This window comes from Helicobacter sp. MIT 11-5569 (assembly GCF_000765695.2).
GTDB lineage: Bacteria > Campylobacterota > Campylobacteria > Campylobacterales > Helicobacteraceae > Helicobacter_D.
On record NZ_JRPB02000003.1, the window covers coordinates 80,683 to 94,451 of the forward strand.

21 protein-coding genes are annotated in these 13,769 nt (G+C 36.7%); 19 read left to right on the forward strand and 2 right to left on the reverse strand.

What is annotated here, in order from left to right:
• Positions 1–51: 51 nt before the first annotated feature.
• From LS70_RS03890 to LS70_RS03960, 16 genes are all read left to right on the forward strand, one after another.
• Positions 52–1,719, forward strand: coding sequence for a hypothetical protein (locus LS70_RS03890; RefSeq protein ID WP_138109342.1), 1,668 nt, complete (start codon positions 52–54; stop codon positions 1,717–1,719).
• Between the two features lie 11 nt (positions 1,720–1,730).
• Positions 1,731–2,255 (forward strand): hypothetical protein, encoded by a 525-nt coding sequence (locus LS70_RS03895; protein WP_034287834.1) that lies wholly within the window; start codon positions 1,731–1,733, stop codon positions 2,253–2,255.
• A gap of 13 nt (positions 2,256–2,268) precedes the next feature.
• Positions 2,269–2,781: a hypothetical protein gene (locus LS70_RS03900; protein WP_034287831.1), complete on the forward strand. Its 513-nt coding sequence runs from the start codon at positions 2,269–2,271 to the stop codon at positions 2,779–2,781.
• Positions 2,747–3,151: a DUF1353 domain-containing protein gene (locus LS70_RS03905; RefSeq protein WP_034287829.1), complete on the forward strand. Its 405-nt coding sequence runs from the start codon at positions 2,747–2,749 to the stop codon at positions 3,149–3,151. The genes LS70_RS03900 and LS70_RS03905 overlap by 35 nt, the downstream gene beginning before the upstream one ends.
• 74 nt (positions 3,152–3,225) lie before the next feature.
• On the forward strand, positions 3,226–3,684 hold the full coding sequence (locus tag LS70_RS03910) for a glycoside hydrolase family protein (protein ID WP_052083319.1): 459 nt from the start codon (positions 3,226–3,228) through the stop codon (positions 3,682–3,684).
• A complete protein-coding gene (locus tag LS70_RS03915; RefSeq protein WP_034287826.1) occupies positions 3,684–4,019 on the forward strand; it encodes a hypothetical protein in 336 nt (111 codons plus the stop codon). Before LS70_RS03910 ends, LS70_RS03915 begins: the two co-directional genes overlap by 1 nt.
• Positions 4,016–4,558 (forward strand): hypothetical protein, encoded by a 543-nt coding sequence (locus tag LS70_RS10200; RefSeq protein ID WP_236096435.1) that lies wholly within the window; start codon positions 4,016–4,018, stop codon positions 4,556–4,558. The genes LS70_RS03915 and LS70_RS10200 overlap by 4 nt, the downstream gene beginning before the upstream one ends.
• On the forward strand, positions 4,551–5,450 hold the full coding sequence (locus tag LS70_RS03925) for a hypothetical protein (RefSeq protein WP_034287824.1): 900 nt from the start codon (positions 4,551–4,553) through the stop codon (positions 5,448–5,450). The genes LS70_RS10200 and LS70_RS03925 overlap by 8 nt, the downstream gene beginning before the upstream one ends.
• Positions 5,437–5,694 carry a hypothetical protein gene (locus tag LS70_RS03930; RefSeq protein ID WP_034287821.1) on the forward strand — a complete coding sequence of 86 codons (258 nt, stop codon included), beginning with the start codon at positions 5,437–5,439 and terminating at the stop codon, positions 5,692–5,694. The genes LS70_RS03925 and LS70_RS03930 overlap by 14 nt, the downstream gene beginning before the upstream one ends.
• Positions 5,691–6,164 (forward strand): hypothetical protein, encoded by a 474-nt coding sequence (locus LS70_RS03935; RefSeq protein WP_052083318.1) that lies wholly within the window; start codon positions 5,691–5,693, stop codon positions 6,162–6,164. The genes LS70_RS03930 and LS70_RS03935 overlap by 4 nt, the downstream gene beginning before the upstream one ends.
• Positions 6,165–6,231: 67 nt before the next feature.
• Complete coding sequence (locus tag LS70_RS03940) at positions 6,232–7,917, forward strand: portal protein (protein WP_201273958.1); 1,686 nt, start codon at positions 6,232–6,234, stop codon at positions 7,915–7,917.
• 20 nt (positions 7,918–7,937) lie between these two features.
• Positions 7,938–8,294: a hypothetical protein gene (locus LS70_RS03945; protein ID WP_034287818.1), complete on the forward strand. Its 357-nt coding sequence runs from the start codon at positions 7,938–7,940 to the stop codon at positions 8,292–8,294.
• On the forward strand, positions 8,291–8,692 hold the full coding sequence (locus tag LS70_RS03950; RefSeq protein ID WP_034287815.1) for a hypothetical protein: 402 nt from the start codon (positions 8,291–8,293) through the stop codon (positions 8,690–8,692). Before LS70_RS03945 ends, LS70_RS03950 begins: the two co-directional genes overlap by 4 nt.
• The gene (locus LS70_RS03955; RefSeq protein ID WP_034287812.1) at positions 8,685–10,136 is read left to right on the forward strand and encodes a hypothetical protein; all 1,452 of its coding nucleotides are present in this window, start codon (positions 8,685–8,687) and stop codon (positions 10,134–10,136) included. The genes LS70_RS03950 and LS70_RS03955 overlap by 8 nt, the downstream gene beginning before the upstream one ends.
• Before the next feature lie 45 nt (positions 10,137–10,181).
• Positions 10,182–10,334 (forward strand): hypothetical protein, encoded by a 153-nt coding sequence (locus tag LS70_RS09925; protein ID WP_161594701.1) that lies wholly within the window; start codon positions 10,182–10,184, stop codon positions 10,332–10,334.
• An 11-nt stretch (positions 10,335–10,345) separates the two neighbouring features.
• Positions 10,346–11,191 carry a hypothetical protein gene (locus LS70_RS03960; protein WP_034287809.1) on the forward strand — a complete coding sequence of 282 codons (846 nt, stop codon included), beginning with the start codon at positions 10,346–10,348 and terminating at the stop codon, positions 11,189–11,191.
• A 22-nt stretch (positions 11,192–11,213) separates the two neighbouring features.
• Here LS70_RS03960 and LS70_RS03965 read toward each other — a convergent pair whose 3' ends face one another.
• Together LS70_RS03965 and LS70_RS03970 are read right to left on the reverse strand one after the other, a co-directional pair.
• A complete protein-coding gene (locus LS70_RS03965) occupies positions 11,214–11,558 on the reverse strand; it encodes a type II toxin-antitoxin system HicB family antitoxin (protein ID WP_034287806.1) in 345 nt (114 codons plus the stop codon).
• Complete coding sequence (locus tag LS70_RS03970) at positions 11,555–11,764, reverse strand: hypothetical protein (protein ID WP_034287804.1); 210 nt, start codon at positions 11,762–11,764, stop codon at positions 11,555–11,557. The genes LS70_RS03965 and LS70_RS03970 overlap by 4 nt, the downstream gene beginning before the upstream one ends.
• A gap of 190 nt (positions 11,765–11,954) precedes the next feature.
• Here LS70_RS03970 and LS70_RS03975 point away from each other — a divergent pair, with 190 nt between their 5' ends.
• The 3 genes from LS70_RS03975 to LS70_RS03985 are packed head-to-tail and all read left to right on the forward strand — an operon-like array spanning position 11,955 to position 13,371.
• The gene (locus tag LS70_RS03975) at positions 11,955–12,185 is read left to right on the forward strand and encodes a hypothetical protein (RefSeq protein ID WP_034287801.1); all 231 of its coding nucleotides are present in this window, start codon (positions 11,955–11,957) and stop codon (positions 12,183–12,185) included.
• Between the two features lie 18 nt (positions 12,186–12,203).
• Entirely contained in the window at positions 12,204–12,701 is a 498-nt protein-coding gene (locus LS70_RS03980) for a hypothetical protein (protein WP_052083317.1), read from the forward strand.
• Between the two features lie 4 nt (positions 12,702–12,705).
• Positions 12,706–13,371 carry an endonuclease gene (locus LS70_RS03985; protein ID WP_034287798.1) on the forward strand — a complete coding sequence of 222 codons (666 nt, stop codon included), beginning with the start codon at positions 12,706–12,708 and terminating at the stop codon, positions 13,369–13,371.
• Positions 13,372–13,769: the final 398 nt, after the last annotated feature.

The following is a 13,769-nucleotide window of genomic DNA, read 5'->3' on the forward strand; positions in this document are numbered from 1 at the left end:
AAAAAAAGGAAAAAACGCACAATGGCAAAAATTTAACTTTAAGGAGGCAAAATGCCAAAGTCTGAAGAAGCACAAGAGCAAACACAAGCTCATTCGCTACAAAATACATTAAATAGCACTAAAGAGGATACTACAGATGTTTTTATCCAAGCGGCTTTAAATATCCAAAAATTAGTGGATAAGGTTACAGAGATTTTAGAGGATTTAACTTTGCTGGATGCACAGAATGTTAATGCAAAGCTTGAAGAAATACGGCAAGAGGCTTTAGCGATTGCAGGAAATCCGCTAGATGATGCACAAATGCAAGAAAAGCTAGAGCAAATCCAAACCGCGCTAAATTCTGCACTAGCAGAGATTAAAGCTAATGGCGGGTTTAATGTAGAAGCGTTAAGAGATGAAGTGCAAAAGGCACTAGCGAGCTTAAATACAGAAGAGATTACAAGTCTTATTAATGCAGGAAAAGCACAGCTAGAAACGCTTAATACAACTGCGCAAGAAGCACTAAGTGGATTAAAAGAAACAGGTGTTTCAGAGATTAATGCAAGGATTGAATTTGGTATAAAAGAGATTAAGAAAGCCATCGCAGAAGGTGGCATTACTGCTTCTTATACGCAAGAACGCAAACTTTTTGATATGTATCAATATTCTGCTCCTGCAAGTTTAGCTGGTGCGTATTGGGTGGATTTAGAAGGTGGAGAAGATAAAGAATCCCCTCTGCATTTTAAGCGCATTAAATATATCGGTAACAACGCAAATGTCAATCGTGGATTAAGCTTAAGTGGTTTTGAGAATGCTGGGTTAGTCAATACAATCACGATTCCAGAAGGTGAAAAATGTGTGGAAGTGTGGGGAGATTGGGGAAATATCATCGCACTAAGTGAAGATAGAACAAGTCTTTATGTGCTAGGAGCTAATACTAATGGGCAATTAGGTGTCGGGAATAAAAGCAAAGTAACCACAATGCAGCGTGTGTTTGTGGCAAGGGATATTGAAGAAGTGCTTACAAACCCTTATAACACCATTGTGAAAACAAAAAGCGGCGCACTTTATATCTGCGGGCATAGTGCCACGCCAACATTCCAAAAATTAACAGATGGGGTAAAACATTTTTGGTGGGCTTCGGGTTATGGAGTAAGTGGCTATGTGTGCCTAAATGTGATTAAAGACGATGGTAAGATGTATGCTTGGATTAAAAATGCTGGTGCTTTAGTTACTCATGCAAACTATGAAAAAACTGCACCTGCTGTTAGTAAAGTTATCCAAGATTCTGGGCTTAGGTATATCTATCCTTTGTGCATTAGCGAAAATTCCACAAAAACAGAAGCAATGCAGAACTTTAGCAGTGCTTCTTTTAAGAAAATTTGGCAATCCTATGGCAATAGGCAATACGCACTAGGGATTGATACTTCTAATAATCTTTATTTAAACACCACAAAGGTTTTAGAAAAAGTCAAAGACGCGAAGAGTTTTTGGAATCACACAAGTGGGCAAACCACTCTCGCACTAAAAGAAGATGGCACATTATGGGCGAGTGGTCTTAGTAGATTTGGAGGTGGCACGCAAAGCGCAGTAGTAGCCACTTGGGAGCAAGTGAGTGAGGGAGTAAAAGAGATTGGAGTTTGTCCAAACAATGCGTATCTCTTAAAAGAAGATGGTGAGATTTATGGCTGCTTGCCATTTGCAAGTAATGGCAAATGGACAAAACTAACAGGTAATTAAAAGGAGAAAGAATGTTTTATAAAATCGCAGAAGATAAACTTTATACACAAAATTTAGAAGGCTTAGAACACAAAGGCTATCATGAAGGCTTTGTGTATCTTAGCTCTGAAGTCGAGAGAGGCTCGCCCTTTAAAGCAGTCCGAAAGATTCCCGAAGCGATTGCAGAAGAAGAGGAAGCGCATTTAAGGGAGCTAAAGCGCGACAAGCTAGAGCTATGCAACCGCGCTTTTGATATTGCAATCAATGCTTTGCTAGAGCAAATCCCACAAAGTGAGCTGCTAAGCTGGAACACACAAGAAGCAGAAGCTAGAGCATTCTTAAGCTCTGAAGAGGAAGAAGACGCACCAATGCTAGCACAGCTTTCACACGCGCGCGGGATTCCGCTAAAGCCTTTGGCGCAAAAGGTTATAGAAAAATCCGATGCGTATAAAATGGCAAGTGGGAAACTGATAGGTCAAAGGCAAAACTACGAAAAAGCAATTGAGCAAGCACAGAGTCAAGAGGAACTCGAGCAAATACAGATTATTTATGCGTAGATAAGGAAGAGTAATGGAATCACAACAAGCAGAAGGCTTAAGCCACGCGCAAGAGTTTTTAGAAATCGCCCAACAAGTAGAATCGTTAGGAGTGGTAGGCATATTTTTTGTTATGCTTATTATCGCGATTACTGCGAATTATTTTCTTTTTAAACACGCGATGGCGAATTGCGGAGGAATGCGCGAGATTCAAAGCTCTTTAGAATCCCTATCCCGCGCGATAGAAAAGACGAATGAAACCCAACGCTTAAGCGTGGAAATCGTCAAAGAGTTTAGCGAAAAAGAATCTGCAGCACTTCGCGAAAGTCTAGCTAGAGAAACAGAAAATATAAGAAAGTTTCATATCGAAAGCTCTGCGCTTATGCGCAAACGCATTGAAAAAGAAGTAGAAAGCCTAAAAGACTTTTTAGAATCAAAAATCAATGCGGCTTCTGCTGATTCCAAAGGTCGCCTAAAACAAATAGAACAAAGACTAGAGAGGGAGGGTTATAGTGAAAAACAAAGACTTAGTTGTTCGATTGATTGATAAAAAAAACTTCGAACTCCAACAAGATTTTTATTTTTATTTTACAGAAGAAGTCAATCTCTGTGGGCTAGGCTATCCTAGCACAGAAGAAAAAGATATGCGCTATGTGGTTGTGCCAAAAGGGTTTAACACAGACTTTGGAAGTGTGCCCCAACTCTTTCAAAGTCTAGTTAGTCCAGTTGGTAATGCGACAAAGGCGTATGTGGTGCATGATTTTTTATGTGTTTTGAGTGCAGATAAAAGACTATCGCGCAAAGAAGCGGATGAGATTTTTAAAGCAGCATTAAAGCAAGTGAAAATCAATGCTTTTTTAAGCAGTGTGCTTTATGGTGCAGTGCGATTGTATGCGATTATAAGGGGCTTAAAATGATATGGACGTTTTTTGCAGGGTTTGCAAGTGGGTGTTTTGTTAATCGATAGTATAAAAAGAAAGGATAATGAAGTATGAAACAAGCAGTATTAGCGTTTATCACGACATTAACAGCAGAGTTTGAAGGGTTTAGGAGCAAGGTTTATAAGTGTCCAGCTGGGTTTGATACAATCGGATATGGGCGAAATATTAAAGCAAATCCGCTTAGTGCTGAAGAAAAGGCATTGCTAAAGAATGGAGAAGTGAGTAAAGAAGTCGCGCTAGAGTGGCTAAAAGAGGAGCTAGAGAAATGCTATAACCAGCTTGATAAAGAATTTGCGTGGTTTAAAACGCTTGATATTAAAAGAGCGGGTGCATTAACTGATATGGTTTATAATCTAGGCTTTGGCGGGTTTAAAAGCTTTAAAAATACAATTAAGTATTTAGAAGCAAAAGATTTTGCACAAGCGGCAAATAATATGGAACAAAGCAAGTGGTTTAGACAAGTCAAAAGGCGCGGTGTGTTTATTACAAATCTAGTGCGGAATGGGTAATGCTGAAGCTTTTGAGTAATTTTAGCGGTGGGGGAATCTCCACTGCGCTTTATGGAGTGATTGGCTCTTTGGTTGCGGCTTTAGCTTTTGTGGGCTGGCTGTATAAAGGAAGCTTAGAGACAATCGCAAGTTTGAATGCGCAACTGCAGTTAGAGAGAGAAAACGCTTGGACGCTAGAGAGCGCGATTGAGAAGCAAAACAAAGCCTTCAAAAGCTTGGAAGTCAAAGCTACAATCAAAGATACAAGCGCGGTAGATAGAATCGTGATAAAAGATAAAACGTGTGAAGCAGAGCTTTTAGGATACAAAGAGGTTTTTAAGGAGTTGGGCAAGTGAAAAGAGGGCTTTGCAATAACGCCACAAGGGCGCAAGGCTATAACGCCTTGACTGCTAAAAGAATAAGGAGTATAATTCCTTTTGCAATTAGCTTTAGTATTGCATTTAAAGGCATATTTATCACCTCACTTTCGAGGTTGAAACTTACCTTAGAGGGTTGCCGCCCTCTTTGGGCAAACCTCAAAAGAAATTTTAGTAAAATTCCCCTTAAAGCTAAGTTTAAAAAGCTCGTATTTACCGCTAGTTTAGCACTTTTTGCATTGATGTTGTTAGGGTGTAAAATAAAAACAATAAAAAGACCAATGCAAAGCGTGCAAATCTCTATTTTACTTTTACTTCCACTTCTCTTTAGTGCATGTGCTTCAAAGCCAGTGTATAAAATAAAAACGCAAGAAGTATTTATCCCAGTTAAATGCAATCTCACACTTCCACAAAAGCCAAAAGAAGATGGAAGTTTTGCATCACACAAAGCACTTGCAAAGTATTATTTACAAGTTGAACAAATCGCCAAAGATTGCACAAAGGAAACAAATGAATAAACTTGAAGTCGCAAGAAAAAAAGCCATAGAGAATGCCCTCTCTTTAAAAAGAGTGGAACACACAGGCGTAACTGCGCATTTAATGCTAGAAAATGCCAAGATAGAAACAAAACTCAAGGGAAATACTCTATCTTTAGAGTTTTTAGCACAGAGGCAAAAGGATATTAAACAAGAGATTTTACAAGCACGCGCTAAGTGTGAAGCGTTGGTTTATTCTAGTAAGAGAATAGTAAAAGAAAAAGGGCGATTAAATGCGCAAAGTTTAAAATATCGTTATTTAGCAAGCGCATTAGAGATTGATTATTTGTTTGAAAATGTGCTTTTAGCAAATGCAAAAGCAAATGCACAATTTTATAAAGTGCTTGCATTAGTTGCAAATGCGCAAAGAAAAAATCTTCCTGAACTTCAAGCACAAAGAGAAAAAACCACGCAAGAAATCAAGGCTTTAAATGTGGAAGTTTGCGTGCTTTATGAGGGGATTATAGAAGTAGGGCAACAAGTGGCGTTCAATGAAGAAGAGATTAAGCGGCTAGAGATTGAGATAGAGCGCGCTAGAGCAACGCTAGCACTCAAAGAAGAGTTGCTTAAGGAACTAAAAGAGCATGCGCTTGCTTTAAAAACAACTTTGGATTCTACAAATCAATCCTTAAGAGATATTTTAGACGCACAAACCCTAGAGCGGTATGTTATTAATGCGTATTTGCGTGAAATCGTGCGTTTAAGAGAAGAGATAAAAAAAGCACAAATCCGAAAAGTAGAACTGAACGACCTACTCTACCAAGCAATCGGAAAAATCAAACTTTTAGAAGGTAGGCTAGAATGGACAAGGTGTGAAGAGGTCCGCACAAAAGAACAAATCAAATTGACAAGGAGTGAAAATGAAAGAAATTAGAATCGATATTGTGAGTTTTGAGTATGTAGGGAATAAGCCTTTTAAATACAAAGCGAGCAATCATAAAACCTACAACCTAGAAAAAGGGGATATTTTAAGCTTAAAAGACGACCATTTTGCGCGCCTTTTAAGGCATAAATCGTTTTTTAAAGAGGTAGAAAATAAAAAAATAACACCTAAGAAGCCTAAAGTAAAAGAATCCCAAAATAACGCAAGCACACAAAGCACAGAGGGGTTATTATGACGATTGAGAGCTTTTCTAGTAACTTACAAAAAATTGTCGATAGTTTTTACCACACAGAGTTGATACAAGATGCGCATATCCAAACAAGCTTCACAGGGGATAAAAAAGCAGAGTTTTTACTCCAAGTGCTAAGCCTAGCTAGCCAAACCGCGCTTAAGTTTGAGGATTTGGAACTTAGCTGGTATGCTGCAAAAGCACAAAACAAAATCCAACTTGCAGAAGCGTTAAAATCTCTAATCCAAAGCGAAAGTATTTTAGAAGGTGTGCTAACAAATGCACAGATTAACCGCTCAAATGCTTATGTGGGATTCCTAAATGTCGTAGGAAATGCCACAGAATCTGCTGCGATAAGCTCACACGCAGAAGGCTGCTTAGAGAGTATTAATGCGATTAATGTTGCTAAGATTGATGGTTATGGAAATTTGATTAAAGAAATTCGAGAAGATATAGCAAAGCAACTTAAAGCGTAAGTTTTTTTAACCCTTTTTTAAAACCTCGCAAAAGCTTAGAATACTAAAAACTTAAAAAGGGAAGTTAGTGTTAAACTTAGAAGAGTTAGAGGCGCATTTTCAAAGTGATTTAAGTGCTAGTTCAAATGCACTTAGTGAGTTTAAAGAAGCTGTGGAATACTACCATAGCGACCAACTCCCAGAAGATGTGCGCGCTATTATCGCTGAACGCAATCAAGTGCCGCTGCATGAGAATATGTTTAAAATGATAGTCAATAAGATTTTAGGCTATAAAGCGCAAGCAATGCAAGAAGTGCGTGTAAGTGGTAGGCAAGAACAAGATAGAAACCTCGCAAATTTGCTTAATGACTTACTAAAAACCTTTTCCCAACAAAGCGCGTATAACAAAGAGATTCTAAAGCGTGATTTTAACCTAATCTTAGGGATAGGCATTATTGAGCTTTGGACGCAAAAGACTGAAGAGGATATTCATATCACCCTAAAATCTATTGCCCCAAATGCGTTTGTGATTGATAAATATTCGTGTGATAAAAATGCACTTGATAGCAGGAGATTCCACAAAACAATCAATCTAAGCGAAGAAGAAGCAAAAGAGCTAGTGGGTAAAAAGGCTAGTGCTGCTTTTAATGTGCTCTATGATGGAGAGTTTGAAAAACGTGTAAATCTGATTGAAAGCTGGATAAAAGAAGATGGAATCTGGAATCGGTATTTTTGGCTTCCAAAATATGGGATTTATCGTTTTGAGAAACAACCCTTTAAGAACAACACGCACCCTTTTATCATAGCAAAATATCTTATCGACCACAAAGGGGCTTTTTATGGGCTTTTTAGAGATATTAAGCCCTTGCAAGATTATATCAACTTTGCAGAAAATAGAATGGTGAATATGCTAGGAAGCTTTAAAGTCTTTTATGAAAGCGGTGCGGTGCTGGATAAAGAAGATTTTGTAAGCTCTGCAAGTTTGGACAATAGCTTTACAGAAATCAATGATGGGGGATTAGAAAAGCTAAAGTTTGTCGATGCAAAAGGTGATATTGCTGTTATCTCTCAAAAAGTCAATGAAAAGCGGCAAGTTGTCAAAATGCTAACAGGTGTAACAGATGAAGTTATCGGTGTGGGTGGCACAAGACAAAGTGGAAGCGCGATAGCACAAAGACGCGATGCAGGGCTTATGAGTTTGCAGGATTTTATCAAAACAAGTGATGATATGGATAAACTCATTTTTGGCAAAGTCATTGACTTTATGCAGCATTATTTCACGCGTGCGCAAGTCTTTAGAATCGTGGATAAAGAAGTGGGCGAACGCTACTTTAGTATCAATACAAATCCTAAGAACACAATACGCGTGGGATTCTTTGATTTAGACTTCAAAACAACGCTAAAAGAAATCGGAAGAGAAGAGAGATTCACACACTGGAGTGAGATTTTAAAAGTGATTCAAACCACACAACCACAACTCGTGCAAGGGCTTTTACCACTTGTGCTTAAGGATATTGATAGTCCGATTGTCGCAGATGTGGAGAGTTTGTTTGCCAAAATGGAGGAAGCACAGCAACAAGCACAAGAGCAAGAAAGCGCGCAAAATGCGCAATATCAACAAATCGCGCAAGAACTCCAAATGCAAAAAGCGCAAGCAGAAATCACTGAACGCACAGCAAAAGCGAGCAAATATGCAGCACAAGCCAAAATGGCTGAAGCTGTGGTGGCAAATGGCACACAAGCTAGCGCAATGCCTAAAATGGATTTGCGCTAAAACTTTAATAAGGAGAAGAAATGTTTAACTTGCAAGATGGATATTTTAAATCTAATCTTACAGAAAATTCACTATTTGATTGGAATAATTTGGCAAATACTGCTACAAACGCAAGCGGCGGTTTTAATTTTAACAACTTTTTAGAAAGCAAAGCATTACAAGGTGGGTTAGAGATTGGTGGTTTTGCTAAAGATTTGTTTAACTCTTGGAATACGTATTATTCAGGCAAAAAGGCACTAAAAGAGCAAAAAAGGGGAAATGATATTCTCCAAAATCAGCTCAATATCGAAAACCAACGCTACAATGAGAGAGAAGCAGAACGCAAAGCAGCAAATGCACAAATAGCAGCTAGTGCTAGTGTGTGGAATCGGCAATGAGAGTTTTAAACTATCCTTTTACGCCAAACACCGCTTTAGTGCTAGATAGATATGGCAATAAGCGCGGGGGATTCCCGCTAAAACAAGGGGAAAATCTTTTGCCCTTCACACAAAAGGGCTGTATGCTAAAAGATTCTTTTGGGAATGCGTTTTTTATCTATGAAGGGGAGGGAGTTTTGGAGTTTGCAGACGCGCTAAAGTTTTATGATTTTGAGTGCTTAGAGTGTGAGAATGTAGAAGAATACTTAATGCAAGGGAACTTCAAAAATGCAAGCTCTGCACAAAAGAGAATGGCTAAAGAGTGGGTAGAATGCTATGATTTAAACCTAGAAAAAGGCGCGGAGTATCTGACGCCAAATGGGTTTATAAGGATAGAAGAGGAGCTACTAAATGGGTAGGAGAGAGGATATAAGGGCTGGGAGTGGATTAGCACAAGCACTAGCTAGCAACTATAACGCACAAGCGCAAACGCGTGTGCAAAATGCCGCACTTTTGGGGCAAAATCTAAATAATGCGTTTGAATCTATGCGTATCCATAGGCAAGACGCGCTAAAAGAGGCACAACAAGAAAAAGATAATGCGTATCGGGATAATGCCTTTAACTGGCAAAAAGAGCAAGCAGAGCTAGCACAAAAGAATCGCAACGAAGAATTTGCGTATAAACAAAAAATGGACGCAGAACAACTAGGGCTTGCCAAAAGTGCAGATAAAAGAAGCTGGCTAGCCACAAGAGCAGATATAGCGCGCACAAATGCGCAAACAGCACAGATAAATCAACAATACCAAACCAACCAAGAAAACATAAATCTTTGGAATAGGGTTAGAATGCTACAACAACAACCACAAAGCACAAATGCGCAAACCGCGCCTCTAGGATTTGGACAAAGTAGTGAAAATGTGCAACAAAGCACAGAAGCACAAGCACAGCCACAAAGTGTGCAAAGTTTGCAACCAAAAGAGAAATCGCGTCCCCTAGTAAGTGTGTTTAACAGGGCGTATATTGATAAAACTTCAAAACAAAGTGAAACACCTAATATCGCAATGATAGTGAATACCAAAAATGCACAACAAAGAGCACAAGAAGCAAACCAAAAGCTACAACAACCACAACAACCACAACAAACGCAAGTCTCTAGCGCACCTTATGCAGCGATGAATCAAGCACAAAATGCGCAACAACAAAAACAAAGAAATTTAACACTTGAAGAAAAGCTAGCGTATGGAGAGCCACTCTCTGTAGCAGAACAAAACTATTTAGCAGGTCGTGGTGTGAATCTAGGAAGTGTCAATGCAGATGTGAGACTAAAACAATCTAGTATCAATCAAGAAACAACAGACCTTAAAACGCTTAATCAAATTTTTGCAGCAAGTGAAGAAGTGTTAAAAAATATCAAAGAAGAATCTGGATTGCGGGCTGGACTAAATAGAAAAATGGATAATTGGACTGATGGACTAATTGATACAGACCAAGAAACTAGGAATTGGACATCAGCGGCAATAGACTTTGAAAAGAATGTTAATAAACTCATTTATGGAAACCAAGAAAATAAAGATAAAGCAAAAATTGGACAACAAGCGTTCGGAATGGCTTACAGAATGGGGGATTTAGGGAATAACTTAGGGGCAATAGAAAATGGCTTAAATAAAGCAGTGCAAAAGTTTGGAGACGCGATTAGAGTGGCAAGAATCAAAGGACACGATTTAAATAGCAAAGAAGAATCAGAACTTTTTGCGCGCTATGAAAATGCAAAACACAATTTAGAATATATCAAGAGCCTTAAAAAGAATGATGGGAAGGGATTTGATAAACGCAAATTAGCATTATTGAAAAATAGAAAATAACATAAAATATTTTTTGTTATAATTAAATAAAAAAGAGAGAGAAAAATGCAAAAGATATTTTTATGCCTTTGGATTTGCGCAATGCTTTTTGCACAAGCGACAATAGCAAAAGAAACAAAGCAACAAAAAAATCCTATGGAAGTCTTAGCCCAAAAAGCTAAAAATGGAACTTTGGATGAAACAGAAATACAATATTAAAAAGTATTGGAGTGGATGCAAGAGTTTTTATTCTTAATAATAATGGAATCAATAATATTAAAATTGATAATAATGAAATAAGGAATATTCTTACAGAAAGAAATATGCCAATTACTGGATACACAGCAATAGATTATAAGCTAGCTAATAGAATGCCGATTACTTTGCGTGAGATAAATTATGTTCAAGAATTAACAGGAGTTGATTTAACTCCTTATATAAATGCTGATAAAATTGCAGCCCAAAAGGAAGAGGTAGAAGCGCAAAGGCTTCTTCAAAAACATAAAGAAATGCTCAAAAATATCAACAAGATATTTGAAAGTAGCGATTATTTACTATCAAATGTAGATGGAAAATATAGTTTTCTGAAAAGTAAAATGCGCAGATTTAATAAACTTTTGGGGAATATACTGCCATTGCCAAAAGAGGAAAAAAATTTTTATTTAGAATCAGAGATATTTAAAACTAGTGCATTAATGCTCCATTATGCTTATTATGGGGAGTTTTCAAATGAAATAAAAGAGGATATTCTTTATGATGTTTATTATGAGAGAAATCGTGATGTCGCAATCTCAAAAATAGAATCTGTGCTGGGAGAAGCATTAGATTTTTGCTATAAACTATGGGCTAACGAGATTTATCTTCAGAAAGTCGTTGAAGAAATGTCAAATGATGAAAAAGGTAAATTTGGAGCAAATGTCTCTATAGCAGAATTCAGTTATGAATATTTGAAATCTATAAAAGATAAAAAGGATTTTAATGTGCATGAATTTAATCTGCATAATTTTGAAAAGATAACAGAATGGGCGGAAAAAAATTTAGAATCTATACAGGAATATTCTAAAGGGGTAGAATGAAAAAAGCATTTTTTGCTTTGGTTTAAATGCTTAACCTTTCTTTTGCGCAATCTGCTAAAAACTTGCTTCTGTTGTGTGTGATTTTGTCGATTGCTTCAACAAGGCTTTTTTCTAGTGTGATATTAATCCTCACTTTTGCTTCTGTGCTGGTTGGCTCTTTAATAAAATCTCCATTTTCTAACATTACCAAAATCGCGCCTTTAAAGGCTTCTTTTACGTCTTTTAAAGCCTTGATTTCACTCTCTCCATCTCCCATAATGTAGGGGAAATCTTTGTAGTGTGCAAAATATCCGCCCCCATCTTCTTTGGGGAGCTTCTTTAAGATGATTTCATAGGGGAGATTTAAATAATATTGCAAATCTTTCATTGGGATTCCTTTATTGCTTTGATAACCATTTTTACATAAATAGGCTTCATAGGTCGGTTAAAAGGAAGCGTGATGAGTGGGCAACCTGCTTTTCTAAACTGAAAATGTGATGAACCTTTATTGTAACTTGTGTAACCATAATCTTCAAGGAGATTTTTTAATACTTCAAAGCGCACATTGTTAGGGTTTTTCTCTAAGTCTTGCAAGCATTTTTCTTTTTACTCATTGGATTCCTTTAGTGTGTATTATACACACTATTGTATAAAACAAAAATTAAGAGAGAAAAGCAAGTGCAAAAGATTTTGAAATAACTAAAAAATATTTTTTGTTATAATTAAACAAAAAGAAGAATATAATGCAAAAGATATTTTTATGTCTTTGGATAAAGCAGTATAAATGATGACGATAATTTTAGGCGTTTTGGTCTTTTTATTTGTGTTTTGGTATGTAAGTAAGGTAAAAGTTCTGGGAGAGCAAATATATAAGGTAGCCTGCTACTTAGATGAAGCGCGAGATAGAATCTACAAGCTTGAAGAAAAGATTAAGGAAAATGAAGAAAAGATTGCGGATTTAGAATATAAGATTGCAGATTTAGAGGAAGAGGATGAAGAGGATTTATTCATTTGATTTTGAAAAAGGGGTAGAATGAAAAAAGTATTTTTATCGCTTGTGGTTATGGTCAATTTTGCTTTTGCTCAACAATGCACAGTTTTAGATTTTTCCCTTAAGACAACAGATGTTAGAGGGATTTTTGAAAAATATAAATTTGTAGAAAAACAACTAGGCGGTTTCGCAGTGCCAAGACTAGAGCCTAAACAATTTAAAGTTAAAGAACTAAAAGAAATTGAACTAGGTTGGGATGATGATTATTTGCTAGAATATGTTACTTTGCATTTTAATAGCTGGTATTTTGAAGAAATCAAAAAAACACTTGATGAAAAGTATGTTTTAAAGAGAAAGGATGTTTTAAAGGAAACCTATGTTTTTAAAAAAGACAGATACAGATATGGTTATTTTTATTATATGACAAAGGATAAACGTGATTGTGAAATACATTTGTCTTATGATAAAAATTCAGATTTATTAACAATTGATTATATTTGGGTGCAAAAAAGTTTTACTGATTTAGAAAAAATGTTATAAGCGTATGCACAAAATTTTTCTCATTTTAGCTTTTTTAGTTTCTTTTGCTATTGCGGATTCTTTTGCAGAATCTAAAAGGATTTTAACGAAATTTTATACAGAAAATCCGCAATTTGCTAAAGATTTTTATTGTAACGCGCCTTTTAAAAACGTCAATGGCAAGCTAGAGATTATCCCTAGCAAGGCTTACACACCGCGCAATGCAAAGACAAAAAAGGGCAATATCAACAAAAGGGCAAGATTTATTGAGTTTGAACATATTATGCCTGCACACCACTTTGGGAAGCATTTAAACTGTTGGCGTAAAGGTGGCAGAAAAGCGTGTGCTAGGGATTCTAAATTTCAAAAAATGGAAGCAGATATGCGCAATCTAGTGCCAGCTATTGGTGAGATTAATGGCGATAGGGCAAATTATAGATATGCGCAAGCTCCAAAAGGTCTGCAATTTACGCAATATGGGAATTGTAAGGTTTATGTGGATTTCAAAAATAAGCGGTTTTATCCTGCAGATTATTCCAAAGGTAGAATCGCTAGGACTTATCTCTATATGAGTGAGAAATACAACATAAGACTATCAAAGCAAGAGCGCAAGCTAATGGAAGCGTGGGATAAGAAGTATCCTATGCGTGAAGAAGAGAGATCTTTGGAGAGTTTAGGCTCAACAAGATAGCTTTTGGGTTTGGTAACAAGACTTCTGCGACTGCTAATATTTTTGCTTCGCGCGTCAGCTCTGCGTGCCCAACAAGATTCCGCGAAAAAATTTTAATTTTTAATTTGTTTATTTTTGCAGATAATGAAAACTTATTTTTGTAATTATGTTTGAGGATTGCCGAAATTTTATATTTTTTATAGGGTTTTTGCGTAAGTGCAAAAAGCAAGAAAAATAGCAAGGGTTTTTTATCTGAAAATCAATGGATAAAATTAGGACAAAATCGGATAAGAACTCCAAAAAAAAATATCATCAAAATTACCTTAGAATATCGCAATTATAGGCTTTGTATCTGTTTTAAAATTTTTTATACAGTATTGACAAATATAGTAAAAGTGCGTAAAATTTCACGCAAGTTT